This is a genomic window from Candidatus Lokiarchaeum ossiferum, assembly GCA_025839675.1.
GTDB classification, from domain to species: Archaea; Asgardarchaeota; Lokiarchaeia; order Sigyniarchaeales; family Promethearchaeaceae; genus Lokiarchaeum; species Lokiarchaeum ossiferum.
The window spans coordinates 5,043,432-5,068,021 of sequence record CP104013.1; the positions used below are offsets into that span (position 1 = coordinate 5,043,432).

Below are 24,590 nucleotides of genomic sequence, written 5' to 3' on the forward strand. Positions count from 1 at the left end.
TAATACCTTTAAAACTTAGTTTTCAATTCCAAAATAAAATAAGAAATGAAACTATTTGTGTAAAAGTAATAAAGACCTAATAATCAAAGGAATCAGTTTGATTTTTCAATTGAAAGAGTTAATGGTCAATTTTTTGAAAAAAGTATGAATAAAGAAACTCTTTCATATCTTTTTTCAGAAAAAAAAAACACATTAAATTATTTTCTCTCCTTAATTTGCACAATTATAAGTTTAACAATTTCAATTATCGTTTTTCTCTTAATGAAGAAAACTACTAATGCACACAAAAGGTATAAAATGAAATCTAATGGAGATTCAAAAAATCTTGCTGTGATTATAAATGAAAAAATAATTCCGATTTCTACAATAAAATTCTCATTTTTTCTTTTTAAATTTAGATTTCTTTTAAGATATATTTCAGACGAATAACATCTCCACCCTAATGCAATAAATGTGCACCAAGCAATAACTTCAATTCTTCTATAGAAATAGAAGAATGAAAAACCGATAATGCAAAACAATATTACAGATAGTAAATTAGCATAAAGCAAAGCTCGTTCTTTTCTCAATCTTTTAAGATATGTATTAATAAGTATTTGCATTTTGCTCTGAAACGCTATTATTGGGAAAATTATATACAAATAGTTCAAAACTGGAATATATTGAATTAAGTAGTTGTTTATTATCCATTTTATTGGATAGTAAGAAAATAATAGAACTGTAATAATTGAAGTCGAGAGAATATTTAATTTATTGAAATAATCAGCCAAAAATTCTATTTTTATTCTACATATCATTGGATATATTACTAAACTTATCGCTGAAACGAAAACTATAACAATACTTGCGCTATTGTTTGCAAAGGAATAAAGTCCAAATTCTGAAACGCTTTGAAATCTTTCAACTATAATTTTGCCTAAACCCATTAATAACATTCCTAAAAAATTTGATATCATTAGAATACTTCCTACTTTAATATTTATCCAAGATTCCTTTATTCCTTGTTTTAATGGTATCTGCTTTCCAAATACTGTATCTCTACATAAGTATAAACTAATTGCTAATATTACAAGTTTTACTGAAAAGTCTGCTATGATAAGAGTTCTGAAATTTATTTTTTCTATAAAAATTAAAAAAATAACAGAAAAAAACAACAGAAATCCATTCAAAAATGTCAAAAAGGAATAATTTCTAAATTTATTTGTAACTTGGAAAATCATAACGAAAATATTATAGACACCAAGAACTACATTTAATGCAGCAAAAAATAAGGAAAATTTCTTTTCAACATCCTCTAACACGAATAAAATGAGTAGAAAAAGAATTAAAGTAAAGAAGAGTAGAATGAATAATAAAATTCTAAAAATGCTTCGAAATATTTCTTTTGGCAAATCCTCATAGTCATAATGACCATACCTTAAATAAATACCATCTAAAAGCCCCAAATGAAAAATTCCAGCGTAACTTGCATAAAATAAATAAATATTCCAATAACCAAATTGCTCAACACCTAAAATTTTTGGTATAAAAAATGACATTATCAACGAGAAAAACAATGAGAAAAACTGAGAAATTAATACAAAAATTGTGTTTTTTAACCCGGTATTGATCAAATTTTCTTTTCTTTTCATTTTACTCACGCTTATATATGAATATAAATTGATTATACTTAATCAAATTTACGTTTCAAATTGTAAAATTATCTAAAAATCCATTATGGACAAAATTGAAATATCTATTCAAACTTGAGATCGTTTTTTTTAAACCAGAATTTTAGTGTAAAATTTTTTTTAAGAAAAAAAACTATATCATTTACTATGCATTACTAAATTTAATGAAAAAGGAAGGCAGTTTTAAGAAAATTAAAAATAAAGTTCTAATAATTGGAGGATTAGGTTTTATTGGCAGTAATATGATCGATGAGCTTCTTAATAATGAGCAATATGAAATTCTTGTTTTTGAGTTTTCAGGTGTCACTATTAGAAATCCAAAAATTATTGGGAAAGTTAAGATCTATTATGGAGACTTTACAAATAAAAATGATTTAGAAAAAGTTTTTAGTGAAAATTTAGATATTTTTCTTGTAATACACTCATTAAGCACTACGGATCCTGCAAAATCAAATGATAATATGGAATATGATATAAAATCAAACTTAATTTCCTCAATTAACTTGTTAGAATTAATGAAAAAATACTTAATCCCAAAAATTTACTTTTTTTCATCAGGAGGGACTGTATATGGTAGGAACCTCCCTAAAAAAGTTAAAGAAGAAAATGAAAAAAACCCAATTTGTTCCTATGGAATTATCAAACTCACTATTGAAAAGTACATTACTTTATTTCACCAACTTTATGGTCTTGAATACATAATATTTAGGCTTTCAAACCCATATGGTATGTATCATAATTCTGATAGACAAGGATTGATAAACGTAATTCTAAAGAAGATCCTTAAAAAAGAAATTGTAGAAATTTGGGGTGATGGAGAAATCGTTAGGGATTACATTTATATCCAAGATCTCGTAAAGATTGTTTCAAGTTTTATTGAATCTGATATTAAAAATGAAATATTCAACCTTGGATCTGGAGATGGGTACTCGATAAATCAAATAATAGATATAATTACAAACATAGTTGGTCCATTTGAATTGAAATACTCTATGAAAAGAAATTTTGATATCAAAAATATTGTTCTAAATAATGAAAAAATAAAAACTTATTATCATTATAAATTAACTCCAATTCATGAAGGGATAATGGAAACATATAAATGGTTAAAAAAAATGGAAACAAGATAAAATGAATTTCAGTTTTTATATCAAATTTAATAAAACTTGATTAATACTCCGAAATTCTTTGGAAGTTCCATATCAATATTCACTTTATTGGGAGATTTCGCAATTTTAAAATTAGCTTTCCCCCAAATCTAAATTTTGATTTTTTTTTATTTTTAACAAACAAAATTTTTAAAGCATTTAAAATTCTGTTAAATTATAAGCAAAATAGGTTAAATCAATGAAGATATTAATAACTGGTGGGACTGGATTTATTGGAACGAACTTGTCAAATGAACTTAGATCTCGTGGACATGAAGTAATAACAGCGGATTTAACTCATAGCCCAGAGACCAAACGAACGCATTATAAATGTGATATTGCAGAATATAGGCATTTAGAACGTATTTTTGAAGCAAATGAATTTGATTTTGTTTTTAATCTTGCTGCTGAATATGGAAGGTGGAATGGTGAAGATTACTATGATATGTTATGGAGAACTAATTGCGTGGGAATGAAGAACATCTTAACTTTTCAGAAGAAGCATAAATTCAAGCTTACTACATTCAGTAGTGCAGAAGTATATGGGGATTATAGAGATGTTATGGCAGAAGATGTAATGGATAAAATCCCAATTAAACAAATGAATGATTATGCAATTTCAAAATGGGCAAATGAACTACAATGTTTAAATGCAGCGGAAATGTGGGGTAATGAAATTGTTCGTATCCGTCCTGTAAATTGCTATGGTCCACACGAAGAATATAGTCCTTATAGGGGTGTGATTCCCATATTGGTTTACCACGGTATGTTCAACCTTCCAGCTACTGTTTATAATGGTCATAAACGAATTTTTGATTATGTTTCTGATACAGTTCGGACTGTAGCCAATACTACAGAAAATTTTATTCCAGGCGAAGTATACAATATTGCGGCCAAAAAAGAAGTAGATATCAAATATATCTCGGATCTTATCGTAGAAAACTTGGGGATTGCAGATTCACACATAACTTATAAAGGTGCTGAGCCATTCACAACAATGGTTAAACCCATTGACTGTTCGAAGGCCTATAGAGATTTGGGGCATAAAATTGAAATTCCAGTAGATAAAGGGATTCCTCTTTATATTGAATGGATGAAAAAAAATTACCCTGATTATATCAACCATATAAAAACAAAATAAACCGTGATTACTATGGAAGAATACTTAAAACATTATAGTAGCAAAAGAATCATTGTGACAGGTGGAGCTGGTGCAATCGGTTCCAATTTAATTAGGAAACTTTTGGAGTTAGACGCGTTTGTGATAGTTGTTGATGATCTTTCTTCAGGTTATAAATGGAACTTGCCTCAAGATTCTCAAAATATGCTTTTTATCGAAGGGGATATTTCTGATGATATAATTTTAAAGCGATTGTTCAATGAAAAACCGGATATGTTGTTTCATTTAGCTGCCTTCTTTGCGAATCAAAATTCTGTTGACTATCCAGAAAAAGATTTAAACACAAATGGTTTTGGAACTTTAAAATTATTAGAATATTCTGCAATATACGGAAAGTTAGAAAGATTTGTTTATGCATCTTCTGGCTGTTCAATTTATCCTTCAAACGCAGAAATGCCCTATAAAGAAGAATTGACTAATATGTATATGACTACTCCTTATCAGATTACAAAAATGCTTGGAGAATTATATTGTAATTATTATTTTAAAATTCAAAAAGTACCTACCGTAAAAGCACGCTTTTTTAATTCCTTTGGTCCTGGAGAAGTACCTGGTCAATATAGAAATGTTATTCCAAATTTTATTTATTGGGCAAAATTGGGCTTACCACTACCAATTACGGGAACTGGGGAAGAAACGCGAGATTTTACTTTTGTTGGTGATATTGTTGATGGGTTAATTAGAATGGGTTATTATGAAGAGGCTATCGGTCAAGAAATGAATTTAGCTGCAGGTCGTGAAGTTAAAATTAAAGATTTAGCCGAACTTGTGAATACTGCTGCAAATAATGAAGCGGGGATTAAATTTCTGCCGAGAAGGAATTGGGATGCAAAAAGTAGAATGCTTGCTTCAAATGAAAAAGCAAAATCGATGATTAATTTCACTGCTAATCCAAATTTTTCTGAATGTCTTTCCCTCGCAGTTGATTGGTTCGATGAAAATTGGGATCAAATTGTCGAATCTGCTGATTTTCCACCCGGTACTTCATCTGCAGTGAGAGGAAAATAAAAAAATTAAATAAATCGGGCCTTTAACTTCATTTTTTTAGTAATTTCTAAATTTGGACTTGGAAAAATTGAATTCCCTTCATAATCGAATATTTCCAAAATGATGCAAGATTTTTCTTTTTCAAAATCACTAACCGTAATCAAATCTTCATCTAAACTAGATGTGTCTATAAGTTTGCAATGGGGAATAGTATTTTTAAATTCTATGAAGGGAATTTGCAATTTTCCCTTTTGATGGGCGTCTTTAATTATTTGAATCATTTTTTTTGATGAATTTCCATCTCCGAACGGATTTTCATGAGGGATCATGGATTTATAAAAAACTTTATTGGTCCATAAATTTGTAGAAACTGATTTTAGTTTTTGCATATCCGTTCCTACCAAAATATTTGCTCCCACTTCTATTGATTCTGGTCTTTCGGTGTTTTCTCTTAAAGTAATGCATGGTTTTTTCAAGATGACTGCTTCTTCTTGTAATCCTCCTGAATCTGTTAAAATAAAACTTGACAAATTCATCAATTTTAACATATCAAAATAATTAACTGGTTCTATCATTCGTATGTTTTTAGAAGTCTGGATTTCTTCATATAAATTGAATTTTTTAATATTCTTAACCGTTCTGGGATGAGCTGGGAAAATATAAAGGATTTCTTTGTTTTGTAATAAAGTTTCTATAATATTTTTTAGGTTTTCTCGATTATCAACATTAGATGGTCTATGCATTGTTAGAAGAACGAATTTCTTACCACTTTCAATTTCTAAATTTTGGTCAATCTTTGATTTCTTGTTGGCAATTTCAATATTTTCATGTACAGCATCTACAATAGGGTTGCCTACTAAAAAAATCCGATTCGGGAGAATTCCATTATCGATTAGATTATTTACCGAGAGCTGAGTAGGGGCAAAATTTAAAAGTGCACAACTTCCTGTCAATACTCTATTGATTTCTTCAGGCATTCGCATATCAAATGATCTAATTCCTGCCTCAATATGGCCAAATGGAATATTATTTTTAAATGATGTTAGTGCAGCGGCGAGTACTGTATTTGTATCGCCTTGGGCGAGTATCAAATCTGGTACAATTCGGTAAATTATATCATTAAGTGAAATTAGCATTTTTCCTGTTTGAACAGAATTTGGAAGTGATCCAACTTCTATATTATAATCTGGATTAGGTAAGTTAAGATCTCTTAAGAAAGATCCAAACATCAATTCATCATAATGCTGTCCACTATGAATGAAAGTTAATTGAATTTGTGGATCTTTTTTCATCAATTTCAGAAGAACACTCACTTTTATAAGTTCGGGGCGAGTTCCAGTTATTAAACAAATTTTTATTTTAGTCATTTTAGACACCATCAATCAAATTTTAATATCCCCCAGTAATATTAAATTTTAAAAAGAATTTATGATATCTACATTTAATTAAATCTACCCTTTATATAACAACCATTTTTTGATCAAATTGTTATTTTTGAGATTACAAATCTTAAATTTCATCAAAAATTATGAGAGATGAAGATGCGTTTTTTAATTATTCAAGAAACAGATTGGGAATTACGAGGTCCTCATCAACAACATCATTTAATGGAAAGACTTTCTGTAGAATCAAATGAAATAAAAGTTATTGATTATGAGTTTTTATGGCATCAGAAAAACAGAAGAAAGTATTTACAAAGGAAAAAAAGGTTTTTTAGTTCGCCCAAGATAATTAGAAATGCGAGAATTCAAGTCATTCGACCTGCATCATTAAGAATTCCAATTTTATGCTATATTTCAATACCCATTTTTCATTTTCCTGTAATATTCCGCGAAATTTTGAGATTTAAACCTAATTACATTATTGGTTTTGGGATATATACTTCTTTTATTGGAATGTTAATTGCAAAAATGTTTAAAATTCCTTTTTATTATTATATTATTGACCATTTGCATACTTTAGTCCCAATTAATTTATTTAAACCAATTTCTAAAGTAGTAGAATCAATCAATATTAAAATGGCAGATAAAATATTTGCGATAAATCAAGGTTTAATTGATTATTCTTTAGAACTTGGGGGTTCTGTGGATAAATGTTCACTAATACCTGGTGGTGTTGATTTAAAAAGATATTTACCCAACCAATTAGTTCGGGAACAAATTCGTGAAAAATTATGTATTAGCGAAACTGATATTATTATATTTTTTATGGGTTGGATCTATGATTTTTCTGGGATGAAGGAAATTACCGATTTTCTTCTAAAAAATCAAGATACTCATCAGAATTATAAATTGCTTATTGTTGGGGATGGAGATTTATTTTCATATATTAAACAAAAGAAAAAGGAATTACACAAGAAAAATCAAATAATTCTGACTGGTAAAATACCTTTTCAATCAATCCCTGAATATTTACAGGCTGCAGATTTTTGTGTTTTACCAGCTTATAAAAATAAAATCATGAATAATATAGTTCCAATAAAACTCTATGAATATATTGCTTCTGGCAATCCAGTTATAGCCACCAAATTATTAGGAGTCTATAAAGAGTTCAAAAATAATAACGGAATTATTTATATCAATGAACCAGAGGAAACTTTTGATATCATAAAAAATTATGATCAAAAATATAAGAATACAGTTAAAGAAGGGCAAAGGTTTGTAAAAGATTATGACTGGGATGCTATAGTTTCAAATTTTAAAAAAGCCTTATAATTTTAGTATTCATACAAATTTTTATATTATTTAATAAACTATTCTTTATATAAAGGTAGGGATAACCATTACATTACAATCAACAATCATTGCACGAGAGTCCATTTCAGATTACACAATTTCTCATGGAAAACGACCAAATAGTGCAAATATTCATGTAATTATTCCTGCTTATAATGAATCGAAAGCAATTATCAATATAATCCGTCGTATTCAACATGTTATGGATCCTTTATATAATTATTGTATTTCCGTGATTGATGACGGCAGTTCTGATGGTACTTATAACATTTTAAAGAATTCCAAGTTAAAAATTGAAGTAATCCAGAATTCCGAAAATTTAGGTAAAGGCAAAACTCTTCTGAAAGGATTTCAACTCGCAAACAAAAATGAAATCGTATTGGTGATTGATGGGGATGGAGAACATCCACCTGAAGATATTCCAAAATTGCTGCAACCAATTTTAGAGAAGAAAGCAGAGGTGGTCATAGGTTCAAGATTTTTACGATTAAATCAAGGGAGCAAATTAAAAGGCTCTTATTTAAAAAATCGTAAACAGTTCAGCTATTTTAGAAAATTGGGTAATAATTTTATTTCTCTGTTAATTTTTCTTTTTCATCGAAAGTATATTTCGGATTCACAATGCGGTTTTCGAGCATTTGCCCCTGGTGTGGCTTCTCTTTATAATCCCAGTTATTCTGGTTTTGAAGTTGAAACCGAAATGACGATTTTCTATATAAAAGAAGGTGTTAAATTACTCGAAATTCCGATGGATACCGGTCTAAGTACTCGAGAATCTCACATGAGTATTGTAAAAGATAGCTTCAAAATTTTGTTAGTTATTTTAGACATGTTAGCAGAACGTGGGTATTCTCAATTTCTTCATCGTTTATTTCCAAAATTCTTTCAAAATAATCTAAAAACTCAAAAATTGGAACACATGCAGGGGATTATTGAAAAACGAAAAAAGAATCATTTGCACGATATCCTGACAACAAGTATGCAATATAAAGTATCTTTTATAATTCCATGCTATAACGAATCAAGGACTTTACTTCAAGTTGTCCGGAAAATTCATGCAATCAAATTGTACAATTATGAAATAATTATTGTTGACGACGGCTCAAATGATAATCCGATTAGTCTGTTTAACAAAAATGATCTGAAAAATGTGAAGAATTATTTCCATGTGGAGAATCTCGGTTATGGCAAAACGGTGCTAGACGGGATAAGCAAATGTGCCGGTGATTTTATATGTACAATTGACTCCGATGGTCAACATGATCCTAATGATATATTCGATTTAATTTATCCAATTTATAATAAAAAAGCTGATATTGTTGTTGGTTCACGGTATTCTGGTAGATATTATTATCAAGTTCCACTTTTAAATCGAATTGGGGAATCCTTTATTGAAATAACTCTTAAATTTCTGTTCGGCCAAGCGATTAAAAACAATCAGGCGGGATTTAGAGTTTTTGATAAAAAAACAATCGGTCTTTTCAAAGGTATAAAATTTTTTGATATGGCGTTCACTACGGAAATTCTCATGAATGCGATTGTGAAAAATTACAAAATAGTTGAAGAACCTATCCATCTTTATGATAGATCCATTGGAAATTCAAGGGTTAAAAAAATTCCTCTCTTAATGGATGTTTTACACTCGACCATTTATTACTTTCCCAAATTTTTAATGAGAAAGTTTGATTTACTTTAACAATCATTAAAGCGAAACTTTTTGAAATAAATTTCGAACTTGATTAAACTTTAATTGTATCGTTATTTTTGACTTAATTTTAATGATCAAATTATTAACAAAATTTCAAGTATTCCAAAAATAGGCAGATAAATCAAATTTCCAGATATTTTCATAGTTTGATCATAAAAGATTTCAGAATACCCTGTGGTGCTTTATAAAACACCCAAAATTGATTGGAAATCAAAGAAACTAAAAATTAAAAATATCATAAAATTTTTTAAGATTTTTTGATGATTGGATATTTTTTTTTGTGATACTCAAGAATGTAATATAGAAATGAATGAAGAAGTGTCATAAACAGAGGTATTTTTTTTACTCGAGATTTTCCCTCTATTCTGCCAAATAAATGAATAGGCAAGGATTTTATCCGAAGTTTTTGCATTTTTGCCTTCATAATTAATTCAGTTGTAAAAGCCATACCATGAAACTTTATATCTTCAAATATAGAGAGCGAATTTCGGTGAAAAACACGAAATCCGCCTTGATTATTTTGTATTGACTCATTAAAAAAAATTTTTATTATAATCTCGATAAAAGCTTCACCAATTCTATTCATGAAAGGTAGGGAATAACAATATTTGCCTTGATATCGAGATCCGATCACAAAATCTGCGGATCCATCAATAACCGGCTTACATAATTGGGGTATATCTCTTGGATCGTGTTGTCCATCAGAATCCAAGGTAATAATAATATCTCCTGTTGAAAGAAAAATCCCATCCAGTAACGTCTTTCCGTATCCTTGATTACTTTTGTGCTTAAAGATGAATACATTGTCGAGATTTTTCAGTAATTCGGGTGATTGGTCTGTTGATGCATCATCAACAACGATTATTTCATAATTTTCCAATGAAAGAGAATTGATTTTTCGTATAACTGATAATACCGTTTTTGCTTCATTAAAACAAGGAAGAATAATTGAGATTCTATTGCTTTTTTTGCTCTGAGAAAATTTATATAAACCATAATTACTTTGAAAATTATTTTGATAGTGACTTAAAGTATCATTAATTATCATAGATTCGGATGAAGCCATAATTTTTTCTCTTAGATCGGTAATTATTTACTTCATTTATATTTTCCCGTCTTTCACAAGAAAATGATGAATTATTAAAAATTCAGAAGTATTTTAATAATAAAAGAAAATGATCACTTAAAAATTAGATCTCTTTGAACTTCACTTTGTTATATTAATTAGGTTCTAATGGGGAATTCTCGCATGACTAGTTCTACTGGTTAAATAAATTAGAATAATCATGCTGGTCTTTCTATTTTTATTTCAATGATTTCAATTTGGAAAATATAAAATAAAAGGTCAAACGAAGAAAATTTATCAACAAGTTATTCTGAAATAAAATGAAAAAAAGATAATTTAAAGTTTTTGAAGTTTTCTTCCTACTCCGCAATAAATAGTATCCTTTGGGAGTTTATTGCAGTCATAGATATTCCTACTGTCAACGATTACAAATTCTCCATTGGTTTGGTTCTTCAAAGAGTCAAAATTCAGATTGAAGAACTCTTTATGATCAGTTAAAATAACTACACAATCTGAATTCTCAAATGAATCACTTAAATTATCGGAAACCGTAAAATTGCCTATTTTTTCGCTTTTATAATATGGGTCCCATACTTGGATTCTAGCTTCTTTCATCTGAAGATATTCGATTACTTTCATGGCTGGAGATATTTGAATGTCCCGCACATTGGCTTTGTATGAAACACCTAAAACAGTGATCGTAGAATTCTTCAAACTCTTTCCCACATAGTTTAAGGCATTAATAATTAATTCCAAAACATTTTGGGGCATCCGATCATTAATTTCTCTTGAAACTCGAATTAAAAACGGGATATAATCCACTTTTTCTGCGTCTTGAATTATATAATAGGAATTCGCTGGAAGACATGGCCCTCCTACGCCCGGGCCAGGATAGTGTGGTTGAAAATTATATTTTGTGGAGGAACCTTCAATTACTTCCTTGACATCAATTCCTAATCGTTCATATAATACTGCAAATTCATTCATCAAGGCAATGTTGACATCTCTGAAGATATTTTCCGTCAATTTTACTGCATTTGCGGTTCCTGGTGTGCTTACTTGATATATTTGTGCCAGTGAGATTTGTTGGTACAACTTCACAATGGTTTTTCCAATTTCATCGGAACTACCACCGACAATTCGTGCAACTTTATTCCAATTCTCTACTATTTTTCCAGGGTCAGCCCTTTCTGGACAAGAACATATGCCAAAATCATCATTAACTTTTAGATGACTTTCATGTTCTATTATTGGAGTTATAATTGTCTCAATTGTAGTTGGGCTTACCGAACTTTCATTAATGATAATTTTGTTCGGGGAAAGAAATTTTCCAATTTTTTGGGCAACATCTTTGATCGCTACATAGTTTGGAACCTTATTTATGCTTACAGGAGTTGGAACACATATCACAATTACATCCGAATTTTTGATAGCAAATTCGAAATTATCGGAAAAAGTGATTTTCTTCGAATCGACCATATCATTCAAAATTTCCGGTAATCCCGGTTCATCAATGAATGTCTTTTTTAATTTCAAATCTTCGATTAATTCGAGATTGATATCAATACCATTTACTTGGTAACCTCCCTTGGCATACATTAAAGCGGTAGGTAATCCAATCCTTCCCAATCCAAATACTGCTACTGTGAGTTTCTTTGACTCTATTATATCTTCCAAATATTCTATATTCATTTTAATCAATTCTTACAACAAAGATGTTATGGTGTACAGAAATTATGCATAATAAATAAAGAAAATGATTTACTTGAAATAAAATGCAAGAAAGATATATTGGAATTGACCTAAGAAATTACCCAAAATATACTCTTTTGGTGATTTGCTACTCCAATTCGATTGAGATAGACTGCATTATTTGTGAAGTCGAAATCATTATCGTCTAGTAACCCAAAATTTCCTCCATCCAAATATATTAATCCACGAGTAAGATCTATATCGCCTAATATAAGGTACATGTTTGTGTAATTATTGCGTGATTGATATGCCCGAAGTCGAATTATTTCAGTTCCATTTGAAGTCATTTTAGTATGATTTTCTGGTAGTAAATAATATCCAATCTCGTGATCAAACTGAATTACCGAATTATTCCCATAAAATCCAAAAGGATACGCCCAATGGAAGTTTCCTGTAACAATAGATTGGTCATCTGCCAATTTCTGGGGACTTTCATCATAATTCAAATCGAAATCGCTGGAGTAATATGCGAATTTTTCAATGAACCCACGGTCCGAGGATGAAATATAGTCAGCAAACAATGTCTGATACGAAATACTTGAAATTAGATTAATCGCGCAAAAAACGGTTAAAACCTTCCGATTTCTCTTTTTTAGCAGAATTCGAGATTGGTTATAAAAGAAATACCTTCCCACTCCGATAAAAATGAACGGTACGAATATTTCAATCATTCGAATGATAAAAGAAGGGATGATTGAGAGAACAATCGATGATAGAATTAATCCAACTATACATATCATGTAAAGAAAGTTAGATTTTCCTACTAAACTATAATTGCGGTAGAGAGAGAATCCAATGATACTGGCTGAGCAAAGAATTGCGATAATGATCGTTTCTATAACTGAAATGCCTATATTTGATGGAAAAAACCCTTTCTCTCTAATTATCAACACAATATACACGATTGGACCGATAAGAATTAGTGCTGGAATTAGGAATTTGAAATAATATTTTTTTTCAAAAATAATTGTCGTGTTTTCAGGATCAAAAAATTTAGGTGTTGGATTTTTGGTTGAGAAGGTATATCTGTGAATAAATTTTTCAATAAGGATGAAAACAAATACTATGGGAAGTATCGCGAGAAAAATCAAAGGATTTGTCGGGATATTAATATTTGATAGCACATATCGACTATAAGGATTCAAAAGCAAACTTGTTCCAGCTAAAACGAGGGACGAAATGAAATCCCATTTAAAATTTTTATCCCGTATAATTAAAAAGAATTCAATAAAAATTAATGGAGTTAAATAGATCAATGCGTTTATGACGTGAGTAAACGTGATAGCCAGTATTAGCATCGCTTTGATCGAAATAAATTTCCAAGTCTCCTCTATTGGAAGGAAGGAAGGAGAAGGGATTTTTTTAAGCCGTTGGATATATTGATGATAAAGTTCCAATCCAAAGAAAGTAGTTAGGGCGGTTGGCCAATATTGTGAAAGATTTAATATCGTTCCAAAAATTGTGATCGTAAATAATATTGTTGTAATGATTGAGATATTCTTATTTTTACTTATTCTTCGTGTAATGGTGTAAAAAAGGAGACATCCGAGGGGAAGTTGAAATAAACCAATAAATTTTGCAAGTATTTCAATACCAAACCCTGACATCAGAGAAAAGGATGCTCCGAGAAAATGGTAGGTTAATTTTCCGTAATATTCGGAATAATCTTCCAAAAATCCCGTGCGAATCAATTCTTGGGATAGGGTCATATGATACCAAGCATCATCAAATGCAACCACCGGAGAGCGCAAGGCACAAAATATGGATAATAAGACTAAAAAAATCTCCAGAAAAAACTGATTTGATTTGAAAATTTTCACAAATTCTTTTAACATTTTTTCTAAACTTAAAGATTGATGCCATATTGATGCAATATGCTTGGATTGAATCTTATAAAGAATCATTTCAATCAAAATAAGGGAGAAAATGAAGAAGAAATTTATGAGGGCTATCTTCCATCTAAATAGTTCCCATTCAAATATTAAAAAGATTTTTGCGATGAAAGTCCAAAAAATTAAAACGATAACTTGAGAAGTTAGAATTCTATCAAGCGCATTTTGTAATTTGAATAAAAACGAAAGCAAAATGATGGGAAATATTTCGCAAGTTAGAACAATCCAGATAATATTGATGAAGGGAGATGATGTAGTAAAAAAAATGTTCAATAGGGCTATGCAAATTAAAATTGCGAACGGAAAAAAGATAGTTATTTTTAGATTTGATCCCATCTTATGCTATCCTCATTATAGTTGTAAACAATATTTATTCAACTAAAAAATATTACAAATTAAACTTTGCTTTATAATAGTCTAAGTATTCTTTAAAGCCCGAAACCGCATCATATTGCGCTTCATACCCTAATAATTGTTTTGCTAAATTCATATCTCCATAACTATGAAGAATATCGCCATTTCGGACCGAAGTATATTCAATATCGATATTTTTTTTCCCAGATTCTTGAATCATAATTTTGGTTAATTCGGTTAGGCCTATTGGTTTTCCTGCTGCAATATTTAGTACTTTTCCTGCTGTTTCTTTTGAGAGGCCCGCTAATATGTTTGCTCTAACCACATCTTTGACGTATGTAAAATCTCGAGATTGTTTTCCATCCCCAAAAATGATAGGGTTCTTTCCCTCAAAAATTTGGGCAAGAAAGATAGCGATGACTCCACTGTAAGTTGAATCCTTCTGCCGAGGTCCAAAAACATTGAAATACCGTAGAGCGGTAGTATTTAAACCATACACCCGGTTATATGAAACTAAATACGCTTCTGCGGCTTGTTTTGCCACACCGTAGGGAGAAATAGGATCTAATTTCATATTTTCATGTTTTGGTAAAGTTGGTGTATCGCCGTAGACCGAAGAACTCGAAGCAAAAACAATTTTCTCTACATCTCGAATTCGTGCTGCGTTTAAAATGTTTAATGTTCCGGACACATTCACATCATTGCAAAGTTGAGGCATGATAATTGACTGTGGGACACTCGTAAATGCTGCTTCATGATAAACAATATCTATATCTCGCATCAAATGGAGGAGTCGATCGTAATCTCTAATGTCACCTTTATAGAAAGTAAATTTTTTGTTCTTTTGAGCGGATTCAAGATTTTCCATCCTTCCGTTAAACATGTTATCCAATCCAATGACTACTGCACCTTGGGATAATAGAGCATCTACTAAATTGCTACCAATGAACCCCGCAGCTCCAGTTACCAATATTCGTTTTCCTTCCATTATAGTTAATTAAAGAGGAGGAATCAAATAAATTTTTTTTCAATTTAGCTAATCAATTAACTCGTTTAACTTTTATTCCCGTTTTTTGAATCAAAATCGGTATTAATAGGTATTTGGAAGTATAGAAGAAGAAAACAAAAAAGCCAAGGAATTCAAAAACTCGAATTTATATAAAGTTGATTTATTTGTTTTGTTGTAAAAAGGTTTGTAGTGATGGGTTGGAAAGATCTCTTTCAGATAGGATCGGCTTATGTACTTTCCAATCTATTCCGAATGCTGGATCGTCCCATTGAATCCCTCGTTCGAGTTTAGGATCATAATAATTTGTAACTTTATATTCAACTTCCGCCCACTCTGAAAGAACTGCAAAACCGTGAGCAAATCCTACAGGAATTAAGATTTGCTTAAAATTTGTTTCGGTTAAATTTATTCCCATCCATTTCTTAAAAGTTTTAGATTCAGGACGAATATCTACTATAAGATCCCATATCTCCCCCTTCGTACATCGCACTAATTTTACTTGGCCTGGTGATAATTGGAAATGTAACCCTCTAACGGTATTTTTTACTGATTTTGAATGGTTATCTTGAATAAAATCATAAAATAGCCCAATAGATTCCATTTTTTTTTTTGAATATGATTCATAGAAGAATCCTCGACTATCTTGAAAAATTTTCGGCTCAAGAATCCAAACATCTGGAAAAATTGTTGCTATTTTCTTCATGTAAAGAACACTAATTATTTTAGAATTCTTACAAGTTTTTATTATTATTCAATTTTTCAGTTTTTCAATATTTAAATCTAAATTCGTGAGTTCGCTTTATGATCATTCAAATAGGAAATTCTTTTTTTTTAATATAACCTATTTTTATCTTGCTATACAATAAGTATATTAAAGCTTGTGAGAATAGTTTTTTCACTTACTAATAGTGAGCACGGGATAATAACCACTAACGTGGCAAGCACGGTCACCAAAGTCTTGACGTGAAAGGTTCGCCATAAAATCTAACCTATCTTGTAGTAGGAAATTGTTAGCATACAATTGAAAATATTTTTTTTTTTGTTATTGTTGCTGATAATCGATTATTTTTAATCAAATTACTCAAAAAATACTTATTGAAAAAAAAATTAACTATTTATCATTAAGGTAATTTTTATGAAAATCGCACTTATCACTGGAATAACGGGCCAAGATGGATCTTTTCTCGCTGAACTTCTATTAGATAAAGGATACGAAGTTCATGGCATCGTTAGAAGAAGTTCATCTTTCAATCGTGGTCGTATTGAACATCTATATATCGATGAGTATATTGAAGATATGAAATTGGAAAAACACCTCAAACTCCATTATGGGGATATGACGGATTCTACCAATCTGATTCGTTTGATTCGTGAAATCAAGCCAGATGAAATCTATAATCTTGCAGCTCAATCTCATGTGAAGGTGTCCTTTGAAGTGCCCGAGTATACGGCTGATACTGATGGGTTAGGGATGCTTCGATTGTTAGAGGCCGTACGCTTTTTGGGTTATGAAAAAACAACCCGGATTTATCAAGCATCGACATCTGAATTATTTGGAAAAGTATTGGAAGTCCCGCAAAGTGAAACAACTCCATTTTATCCGCGCAGTCCCTATGGGGTTGCAAAATTATACGCATATTGGATTGTAAAAAATTATCGCGAGGCCTATAACATGTTTGCTGTGAATGGTATCTTATTTAATCATGAATCCGAGCGACGTGGGGAAACTTTTGTGACTCGTAAAATTACTCTTGCTGCAGCTCGAATTGCTCAAGGAAAACAGAAAAAATTATATCTTGGGAATATGAACGCAAAACGTGATTGGGGGTATGCGCGAGATTATGTGGAATGCATGTGGTTAATGTTACAGCATGATGTGCCGGAAGATTTTGTGATAGCAACTGGTGAAATGCATACAGTCCGCGAATTTTGCACTTTAGCCTTCCGTGAAGCTGGGATTGATCTCCAATGGGAAGGAAAGGGAGTAGATGAAAAAGGAATTGATAAGGAATCAGGCAAAACGCTCATTGAAGTCGATCCAAAATATTTCCGACCCACAGAAGTGGAACAATTATTGGGTGACCCTCGGAAAGCTAAAAAAATATTAGGGTGGAATCCCACCTCAACTTCATTTGCACAACTTGTTAAGCTAATGGTGAAATCGGACATGGCAATTGTCCAAAATAATTCAAGATCCTAAAATTGGAGATCAGTAGGATTTTTTTTATTTTTATATGTAGATTTTTTAGTCGAAAAAGTAATGATTTAGTTAAGGAAGTTTGAGAAAATGAAAGCACTTATTACAGGAAGCGAAGGATTTGTCGGCCCTTACCTAGTTTCTTTGTTACAGCGCAAAGATTTTATTGTTTATGGAACAGATCTGGTAAATGAACAACGATCAACAGTAGACTATTATTATCGCTTGGACATCACAGATCCTGTTCAAATAAATGAGACCTTGTCCAAAATCTTACCCGATATTGTTTTTCATTTAGCGGGATTTAGCTCTGCTTCAAAAAGTTTTCAATTTCCGGACATCTGTCACAATGTCAATGTGGAAGGAACCCGCAATCTCTTAGATGCCATTGTTCAAACACAAAAGGAAGATATTAAAATCATAGTTATTAGTTCAGCCGAAGTATATGGGGATCCTCAAACGATTCCAATTTCTGAATCTCATCCAATTAGTGCTAAAAATCCATATGGAGAATCAAGAATTTTACAAGAGGAGCTTTGTCTCAAATATGTAAAAAACTATAACTTGAAAATTAATATTGCCCGAAGCTTCAATCATACTGGGCCCAATCAAACTGATACCTTTGTTATTTCGAGTTTTGCGAAGCAAATTGTCCAAATTGAAAATAAACGTCTTCAATCTCTCAAAGTCGGGAATTTAGATGCAATTCGTGATTTTTCAGACGTTCGTGATGTTGTTAATGCCTATTTTGAGTTAAGTCAATTAAGAACTTATGGGGGTATATACAATATCTGTTCTGGTAAAGGTTATTCAATCAAGTATTTATTACAGATCTTAATTGATAACGCAAAATGTGAAATCGATGTAAAACAAGATCCAAATCGGATGCGACCATCTGAAATTAAGGAATTAATTGGTGATAATTCTCGTATAAAAAGCATTTCGAGTTGGACACCAAAGTATAATATAGAAGACACCTTACTTGATATACTAAAAAATTTTCGAGTAAAAAATTCGAGTAGCAAGAATTTTTAGTGCAATATCGCTGAAAAATGGAAAATAGGTAAAAAGAAAAGATCGATTGAATCTCTGGACAATAAAGTGCATCCATAAAGTGATATTCAAAAAAAAGACTCTTCTGGAATATATTTCTCTTGTAAAATTGTTCGTACCTATTTATTGATGATTTATTTGTTTTAAATGTTGAAAACTGACTTCTATTCCTCGAAATCGGTGATAATTGGTTTGTTGAATTTTTTGGGTGTTAAGTGAAGAATTATCTGGTCGAGGGGCATTTTGCTTGAAAAAATCGACTGGTTCTAATAAATCAGGGCTAAATTTAAAAATATTCACTAATTTAGTAACAAAATCATATCGTGAGATAGCTTCTGGACCCGTAGTGTGGTAAATTTCTGTAGTTTTGAATTCTGAGACATCGTATAAAAATTTCACTAAATCATCAACCAATGTGGGAGTGGTAATTTGCCCCTTAATTATTTTAATGTGTTTTCCGTTATGAAATTGCTTATAGGCCCATGAGAAAAAATTATCACGTTGGTTTGCAGCAGGCCAACCGTATAGAACTGAAGTTCGGCAAATTAAAGCCGTTACTCCTGATTCAAGTACATTTTTTTCCCCCCGTAATTTGGATTCTCCGTAAACACCCAAAGGATTCGGTTCCTCCTCCTCAGTATAATTTCCTCTTTTTCCATCAAAAATGAAATCTGTTGAGATATGTATCAGACGGCCTTTATTCTCTTTAATTGCGTTTGCAACATTTAAGGGGCCAATAGCATTTATCAAATTTGCTTTTTCTGGGAAATCCTCGCATGCATCAACATTTGTCATGGCGGCAGTCAGTATTGTCAAGTTCGGTTTTAAACGATTAAAAACTGTCTTCACTTGTTCCGCATTTGTGATATCTAGTTGAATTGGATGAAATTTCTCATCAATTTCACTGATAGTGATGTCTGCTGCATATACATCATACTTATTTTCAAAAATTGGGAGAAGTTTTCCTCCCAAGAATCCATTTGCTCCAATAACAAGAATTTTTTCCATAACATCACCATGGGGTAAAAGAAATGTGGTTTAATCGCTTCCCATTTCAATATATGAAAGATTGTTATTAAAAATGATCTATATGGTGGTTTTAGGTGTTCAAAAGTAATCTCCCAATTTATTCTGTTCCTACAAGGTGAGTATTATTTATTTTTGTATATCTAAAATCTAAAGCGATAAACAGTAAATTATTTAATCCATTGGATTTAAAATATATTCATGAAAGGAATCATCTTAGCTGGCGGAAGCGGAACCCGTCTTTATCCAATTACCCATGTAATTAGCAAGCAATTATTACCAATCTATGATAAACCGATGGTCTACTATCCACTTTCCGTGTTAATGTTGGCCGAAATTCGTGAAATTTTGATTATTTCCGATCCAAAGAATTTGCCTCTCTATCAAGAATTGCTGGGAGATGGTTCCGAAATTGGATTGAAATTATCTTATAAAGTCCAAGAAGCTCCTAAAGGGATTGCAGAGGCGTTTATCTTAGGAGAAGAATTCATAAATGGGGATAAAGTCGCATTGATTCTTGGTGATAATGTGTTTTATGGCAGAGGTTTCAGTTCATTGCTCACAAGTGTAAGTGAATTGGATTCTGGAGCTTATATTTTTGGATATTATGTTAATAACCCCGAGGATTTTGGAGTTGCAGAATTTGATGATAATTTCAATGTTCTCTCAATCGAAGAGAAACCCAAAAAACCAAAATCGAATTATGCCATTCCTGGATTATATTTCTATGATGAAGATGTTGTATCCATTGCTAAATCGTTAACTCCATCAGCAAGAGGGGAACTCGAAATAACTGCGCTTAATAATGTTTATTTCAAGAAGGGGAAGTTAAAAGTGCAGATCTTGGGCCGTGGATTTGCGTGGCTGGATACCGGATCATATGATGGATTAGCCAATGCAACAGATTTTGTAAGGACTATTCAAAAGAGAACTGGGTTGAATATATCGTGTTTAGAAGAAATCGCCTATATGAAAAAATTCATTTCCCTCGGCCAATTGGTTAAACTTGGGAAAAAATATGAAAAAACGGATTATGGCAAATATATCTTGAAAATAGCAGCCCAAGAAAATCAATAGATCTTTCAGATATTATTTTTTCAGAAATCTCATTTCAATTTTTTTTATTTTTCAGAATTATACTGCTTTTTATAATAGTCTAAATAATCTCCAGAAGTGACATTATCGACCCAATCTTGATTGGAGAGATACCATTGAATCGTTTCACGCATACCATCTTCGAATTTATATTTTGGGGTCCACCCTAATTCTTTCTCTGCTTTAGAAAAGTTCATCGCATACCGAACATCATGACCGGGGCGATCTTTCACAAAGGTGATCAAATCTTCTCCTTTTCCCAATTCCTTTAACAGAAATTTGACCATATTAATGTTTGAGACTTCTGCATTACCGCCAAAATTATAGACTTCGCCAACTTTTCCTTTCATCAAAGTGGCATAGATCCCACGACAGTGATCCATCACATGAATCCAATCTCGAATATTAGTACCATCTCCATAAACAGGGAGCTTTTTCTCCATCTGGATATTCCGGATCATTAAAGGGATCAATTTTTCGGGGAATTGATATGCCCCATAATTGTTTGAACATCGTGTTATTACTGCAGGTAACTTGTATGTATGAACATATGAAAGCACTAACAAATCGGCAGCGGTTTTACTTGAAGAGTACGGACTTCTGGGACACAATTGGTTTTCTTCAGTAAAAGCAGGATCATCAAAAGAAAGGGAGCCATATACTTCATCAGTGGACACTTGCACAAATTTTTGAATGTTATTTGCTTTTGCAGCATTAAGTAAAGTCAATGTTCCACGAATATTGGTTTCAATAAAAATATCTGGATTTGATATTGAGCGATCCACGTGAGATTCGGCAGCAAAATGTACTATGTGAGTTATATGGTGTGTTTTTAACACATAATCTACAAGTTCATAATTGCATATGTTTCCTTTTACAAATTTGTACCTTGGATTCGATTCAATGGACTTTAGATTTTCTGGATTACCTGCATAAGTCATGCCATCTAAATTTACAATATTTACTTCTGGGTTTTCGTCAAGGATATAATGAATGAAATTACTACCAATAAACCCTAATCCACCAGTGATTAGTATTTTCATAGTAATTAATTATGATTTTTTGAAGTTTTTAATTTTTAGATATGCTTCATTAAAAACCATTTTAAAGTTTCATTTAGAAGAATCCTTCAATAGTCAAATTCCATATCATTTTTTTTTAAAATTGATAAATTAGTTACTGAAAATTAAAACCAACTAATTACTGGTTGGAAGAATGAAAATTCAAGATACAATTTTTCGAAAAGTTTATAATTACTTTAATATCAAAATTATCATGGAGACTTTGGTTGATCAAGGAAAACATGTTTCTTTCTCAGCCAATTCAAGATTCATTTTAAACTTAATTAGGGTATTTGCTTCTCAGATGGTTGTTATAGGGCATGGACTCAATTTTTTTGAAATAGGATCGAATTTAAAACCCCCTAAGATGCCTTATATGCAAAATATTGCAGTAGTTACATTTTTTCTTATAAGTGGCTTTTTGATCAGTAATTCCGCTTATGAAAAAAGACAGAAAGGAAATTATGTTTTTAAGGATTTTTGTTTTGATAGAACTGTTAGAATTTATGTTACTCTAATACCGATGTTATTGGTTATTGTTTTTCTGGATCTGGTGATTATTTACGTATTTAATGATGCATACTATCAAAATGCATTCAGATTAGATGTTTTTATTTCAAATTTTTTTATGTTACAAGATTCAATATCATTATCATCGAACTTTTCAGATTTCTCCCTTCTGGGAAACACAAGTTTTGGTTCAGCAAGACCGTTATGGACTATTCCTGTCGAATGGTGGATGTATTTCATATTTGGTTTTCTCCTACTTTATAATACTGAAGCTGAAGATCAAAAAGAATCATCCAAGAATCTTAAGGAAAAAATAATTGGTTTTATCATTTTTTTAGGTAGTGTGTTGTTTCTCGCAATCATTGCCTTGGGTCCTAGGAAACGCATTAAAATTCTTCTATTAACAACATGGATTATCGGTTATAGTTTCATGTTATTAATTAATATTCGGAATAAGCATCGAAATTATTCTTTTATACGTCCAATCTTGTTATTTATGATTATTTTAGGCTTTTTATTTTTTGAATTGACAAATATCATTGTTATAATATTTTTAGTCTTGATTGAGGTGGTTGGGATTTTTTTGTATATTTTTCATGTGAATTCGAAATCTCGATTAGGTATTATATTAGTCCAACTTGAAATAAAAATCAAGAATATTTTGGGAAATCTTATTGAGAAATTATCCAGTAAGAAGAAAATATTGTTCTTTTTTGTATTAATTTCAATTATAGGGTCAACAATTCGGATATTAGTTATGAAAGTAGCTTATGATCCATTATTTATATTATTATTTTCAATTTCATTCTATTTCATAATTCTTTTCTTTAATAGCTGTTCCTTTAAGATTCCTGAAACAATAATTAAGATATTTCAATTTCTTTCTTCCTATTCTTTCGTATTATATATTGTCCATTATTCCATTTTTATCGTTTTTCTGAATCTGGTAGATTATATTAATATATCATCAACCTTTCTTTTCTTCTTAGCCTTTATTGTAATTAATTTAATTTCCATATTATTGTCATTAATTACTGAAAGAAAAACTGGAATATTCAAAAAAAAACTAAAGAGTTTGTTTGATTGAAGTTAAACTCTAATTTTTATGCTAGTTTGACTCCTTATTTTTTCTCCACTTCAATCCTTTTATTTACAAAGGATCGATTGTAACAATGGTTTTGATAAGTTTTTGGTAAATTTGAAAAGTTTTTGAAATTAGAGATTAAAACCTCTTCTTACCATTATGCCGAACCGCTATGTTTTCATCAAGATTTTAACTTATAAGGATTTCAGAAAATTGTATGAATTCAATTATAAATGTTGCTGAATTTAAGTTAAAATATGAAGAATCAGAGTGCATTAAAAAGATTGATTATTAACCTCAAATATAACGGAATCAAAATAACATTCCAAAAAATGATATTTTTTAGTTTTTTGGGAGTTGGCAGATTATTTCGGTCAAATTTCCCAATTTCTAGGTTAATTAAAAAATATAAAAAAATAATGGCAGATGTTGACTCAATAGAAGAAATTTATGATAATGTTTGTCAAATCAAATATTTGAATGTCGATATCAAACCACTTCAAGTTAGGAAAGAAATTCTTGCTTTGCTTCAAAAAGTTAAAGATATCAAACCAAAAATCATTGTAGAAATTGGAACAAATAAGGGAGGCACTCTTGCCTTGTACACCAATGTTTCACAAAGTGATACAAAACTAATTAGCTTAGACCTACCATCTGGGCAATTTGGTGGTGGCTATCCAGAATGGAAAATTCCCCTTTACAAATCTTTTGCCCGAGAAAATCAACAAATAAAATTGATTCGAGCAGATTCTCATGAATTGGAATCTCTAGAAATTTTGAAAAATGAGTTGAATGGTCAAGAAATTGATTTTCTCTTTATTGATGGAGATCATACCTATGAAGGAATTAAGCAAGATTTTGAGATGTATTCCCCGCTTGTACGCTCAAAAGGAATGATTGCTTTTCATGATATTGTTGTACATGAAAATATAGACGAGGTGAATGTATTTCAATTTTGGAATGAGATTAAAGAGAATTATGAATATATTGAGAATGTCGAGGATTGGGATCAGAAATCTTGTGGAATTGGGATCATTATTAAACCATAAACTTTGTATCATTC

19 protein-coding genes are annotated in these 24,590 nt (G+C 30.8%); 10 read left to right on the forward strand and 9 right to left on the reverse strand.

Features of this window, described 5'->3' with window-relative positions; translation table 11 throughout:
- Positions 1-197 precede the first annotated feature (197 nt).
- Complete coding sequence (locus tag NEF87_RS21590) at positions 198-1,631, reverse strand: lipopolysaccharide biosynthesis protein (protein ID WP_457917464.1); 1,434 nt, start codon at positions 1,629-1,631, stop codon at positions 198-200.
- Between the two features lie 203 nt (positions 1,632-1,834).
- Between NEF87_RS21590 and NEF87_RS21595 the strand changes: the two genes are divergently transcribed.
- From NEF87_RS21595 to NEF87_RS21605, 3 genes are all read left to right on the forward strand, one after another.
- Complete coding sequence (locus NEF87_RS21595) at positions 1,835-2,800, forward strand: NAD-dependent epimerase/dehydratase family protein (RefSeq protein WP_457917465.1); 966 nt, start codon at positions 1,835-1,837, stop codon at positions 2,798-2,800.
- A gap of 217 nt (positions 2,801-3,017) precedes the next feature.
- Positions 3,018-3,959 carry an NAD-dependent epimerase/dehydratase family protein gene (locus NEF87_RS21600; RefSeq protein WP_457917466.1) on the forward strand — a complete coding sequence of 314 codons (942 nt, stop codon included), beginning with the start codon at positions 3,018-3,020 and terminating at the stop codon, positions 3,957-3,959.
- Between the two features lie 12 nt (positions 3,960-3,971).
- On the forward strand, positions 3,972-5,006 hold the full coding sequence (locus NEF87_RS21605) for an NAD-dependent epimerase/dehydratase family protein (protein ID WP_457917467.1): 1,035 nt from the start codon (positions 3,972-3,974) through the stop codon (positions 5,004-5,006).
- 5 nt (positions 5,007-5,011) lie between these two features.
- On the opposite strand, the gene wecB is transcribed toward NEF87_RS21605, so the two are convergent.
- Positions 5,012-6,352, reverse strand: coding sequence for a non-hydrolyzing UDP-N-acetylglucosamine 2-epimerase (gene wecB / locus NEF87_RS21610; protein WP_457917468.1), 1,341 nt, complete (start codon positions 6,350-6,352; stop codon positions 5,012-5,014).
- 174 nt (positions 6,353-6,526) lie between these two features.
- On the opposite strand from wecB, the gene NEF87_RS21615 reads away from it, so the two are divergent.
- On the forward strand, positions 6,527-7,699 hold the full coding sequence (locus tag NEF87_RS21615) for a glycosyltransferase (RefSeq protein WP_457917469.1): 1,173 nt from the start codon (positions 6,527-6,529) through the stop codon (positions 7,697-7,699).
- Between the two features lie 163 nt (positions 7,700-7,862).
- On the forward strand, positions 7,863-9,416 hold the full coding sequence (locus NEF87_RS21620) for a glycosyltransferase family 2 protein (protein WP_457920143.1): 1,554 nt from the start codon (positions 7,863-7,865) through the stop codon (positions 9,414-9,416).
- A gap of 259 nt (positions 9,417-9,675) precedes the next feature.
- Here the strand turns inward: NEF87_RS21620 and NEF87_RS21625 are convergent, their stop codons facing one another.
- From NEF87_RS21625 to rfbC, 5 genes are all read right to left on the reverse strand, one after another.
- The gene (locus NEF87_RS21625) at positions 9,676-10,494 is read right to left on the reverse strand and encodes a glycosyltransferase family 2 protein (RefSeq protein ID WP_457917470.1); all 819 of its coding nucleotides are present in this window, start codon (positions 10,492-10,494) and stop codon (positions 9,676-9,678) included.
- Between the two features lie 336 nt (positions 10,495-10,830).
- A complete protein-coding gene (locus NEF87_RS21630; RefSeq protein WP_457917471.1) occupies positions 10,831-12,186 on the reverse strand; it encodes a nucleotide sugar dehydrogenase in 1,356 nt (451 codons plus the stop codon).
- Between the two features lie 110 nt (positions 12,187-12,296).
- Positions 12,297-14,150 (reverse strand): hypothetical protein, encoded by a 1,854-nt coding sequence (locus NEF87_RS21635; RefSeq protein ID WP_457917472.1) that lies wholly within the window; start codon positions 14,148-14,150, stop codon positions 12,297-12,299.
- A 376-nt stretch (positions 14,151-14,526) separates the two neighbouring features.
- Positions 14,527-15,480, reverse strand: a complete 954-nt coding sequence (locus NEF87_RS21640) for an SDR family NAD(P)-dependent oxidoreductase (protein WP_457917473.1) — start codon at positions 15,478-15,480, stop codon at positions 14,527-14,529.
- 181 nt (positions 15,481-15,661) lie between these two features.
- Positions 15,662-16,204, reverse strand: coding sequence for a dTDP-4-dehydrorhamnose 3,5-epimerase (gene rfbC / locus NEF87_RS21645; protein WP_457917474.1), 543 nt, complete (start codon positions 16,202-16,204; stop codon positions 15,662-15,664).
- A 432-nt stretch (positions 16,205-16,636) separates the two neighbouring features.
- Here rfbC and gmd point away from each other — a divergent pair, with 432 nt between their 5' ends.
- Together gmd and NEF87_RS21655 are read left to right on the forward strand one after the other, a co-directional pair.
- A complete protein-coding gene (gmd, locus tag NEF87_RS21650; protein WP_457917475.1) occupies positions 16,637-17,701 on the forward strand; it encodes a GDP-mannose 4,6-dehydratase in 1,065 nt (354 codons plus the stop codon).
- Between the two features lie 87 nt (positions 17,702-17,788).
- Positions 17,789-18,733 (forward strand): GDP-mannose 4,6-dehydratase, encoded by a 945-nt coding sequence (locus NEF87_RS21655; RefSeq protein ID WP_457917476.1) that lies wholly within the window; start codon positions 17,789-17,791, stop codon positions 18,731-18,733.
- Positions 18,734-18,874: 141 nt separating this feature from the next.
- On the opposite strand, the gene NEF87_RS21660 is transcribed toward NEF87_RS21655, so the two are convergent.
- A complete protein-coding gene (locus NEF87_RS21660; protein ID WP_457917477.1) occupies positions 18,875-19,759 on the reverse strand; it encodes an SDR family oxidoreductase in 885 nt (294 codons plus the stop codon).
- Positions 19,760-19,978: 219 nt separating this feature from the next.
- Between NEF87_RS21660 and rfbA the strand changes: the two genes are divergently transcribed.
- Positions 19,979-20,854: a glucose-1-phosphate thymidylyltransferase RfbA gene (gene rfbA, locus NEF87_RS21665; RefSeq protein WP_457917478.1), complete on the forward strand. Its 876-nt coding sequence runs from the start codon at positions 19,979-19,981 to the stop codon at positions 20,852-20,854.
- Between the two features lie 44 nt (positions 20,855-20,898).
- Here the strand turns inward: rfbA and rfbB are convergent, their stop codons facing one another.
- Complete coding sequence (gene rfbB, locus NEF87_RS21670; protein WP_457917479.1) at positions 20,899-21,915, reverse strand: dTDP-glucose 4,6-dehydratase; 1,017 nt, start codon at positions 21,913-21,915, stop codon at positions 20,899-20,901.
- A 172-nt stretch (positions 21,916-22,087) separates the two neighbouring features.
- On the opposite strand from rfbB, the gene NEF87_RS21675 reads away from it, so the two are divergent.
- Together NEF87_RS21675 and NEF87_RS21680 are read left to right on the forward strand one after the other, a co-directional pair.
- The gene (locus NEF87_RS21675) at positions 22,088-23,530 is read left to right on the forward strand and encodes an acyltransferase family protein (protein WP_457917480.1); all 1,443 of its coding nucleotides are present in this window, start codon (positions 22,088-22,090) and stop codon (positions 23,528-23,530) included.
- A 416-nt stretch (positions 23,531-23,946) separates the two neighbouring features.
- Positions 23,947-24,576, forward strand: a complete 630-nt coding sequence (locus tag NEF87_RS21680; RefSeq protein ID WP_371803617.1) for a class I SAM-dependent methyltransferase — start codon at positions 23,947-23,949, stop codon at positions 24,574-24,576.
- The last annotated feature ends 14 nt before the right edge of the window (positions 24,577-24,590 follow it).

Bases quoted from the DNA above. Each gene is read 5' to 3' on its own strand.
- rfbB (WP_457917479.1), bottom strand. From the start codon at position 21,915: ATGAAAATACTAATCACTGGTGGATTAGGGTTTATTGGTAGTAATTTC.
- NEF87_RS21595 (WP_457917465.1), top strand. From the start codon at position 1,835: ATGAAAAAGGAAGGCAGTTTTAAGAAAATTAAAAATAAAGTTCTAATA.
- NEF87_RS21605 (WP_457917467.1), top strand. From the start codon at position 3,972: ATGGAAGAATACTTAAAACATTATAGTAGCAAAAGAATCATTGTGACA.
- NEF87_RS21625 (WP_457917470.1), bottom strand. From the start codon at position 10,494: ATGGCTTCATCCGAATCTATGATAATTAATGATACTTTAAGTCACTAT.
- NEF87_RS21640 (WP_457917473.1), bottom strand. From the start codon at position 15,480: ATGGAAGGAAAACGAATATTGGTAACTGGAGCTGCGGGGTTCATTGGT.
- wecB (WP_457917468.1), bottom strand. From the start codon at position 6,352: ATGACTAAAATAAAAATTTGTTTAATAACTGGAACTCGCCCCGAACTT.
- NEF87_RS21630 (WP_457917471.1), bottom strand. From the start codon at position 12,186: ATGAATATAGAATATTTGGAAGATATAATAGAGTCAAAGAAACTCACA.
- NEF87_RS21660 (WP_457917477.1), bottom strand. From the start codon at position 19,759: ATGGAAAAAATTCTTGTTATTGGAGCAAATGGATTCTTGGGAGGAAAA.
- NEF87_RS21675 (WP_457917480.1), top strand. From the start codon at position 22,088: ATGAAAATTCAAGATACAATTTTTCGAAAAGTTTATAATTACTTTAAT.
- NEF87_RS21635 (WP_457917472.1), bottom strand. From the start codon at position 14,150: ATGATTCTTTATAAGATTCAATCCAAGCATATTGCATCAATATGGCAT.
- NEF87_RS21615 (WP_457917469.1), top strand. From the start codon at position 6,527: ATGCGTTTTTTAATTATTCAAGAAACAGATTGGGAATTACGAGGTCCT.
- NEF87_RS21600 (WP_457917466.1), top strand. From the start codon at position 3,018: ATGAAGATATTAATAACTGGTGGGACTGGATTTATTGGAACGAACTTG.
- rfbA (WP_457917478.1), top strand. From the start codon at position 19,979: ATGAAAGGAATCATCTTAGCTGGCGGAAGCGGAACCCGTCTTTATCCA.
- rfbC (WP_457917474.1), bottom strand. From the start codon at position 16,204: ATGAAGAAAATAGCAACAATTTTTCCAGATGTTTGGATTCTTGAGCCG.
- gmd (WP_457917475.1), top strand. From the start codon at position 16,637: ATGAAAATCGCACTTATCACTGGAATAACGGGCCAAGATGGATCTTTT.
- NEF87_RS21680 (WP_371803617.1), top strand. From the start codon at position 23,947: ATGGCAGATGTTGACTCAATAGAAGAAATTTATGATAATGTTTGTCAA.
- NEF87_RS21655 (WP_457917476.1), top strand. From the start codon at position 17,789: ATGAAAGCACTTATTACAGGAAGCGAAGGATTTGTCGGCCCTTACCTA.
- NEF87_RS21590 (WP_457917464.1), bottom strand. From the start codon at position 1,631: ATGAAAAGAAAAGAAAATTTGATCAATACCGGGTTAAAAAACACAATT.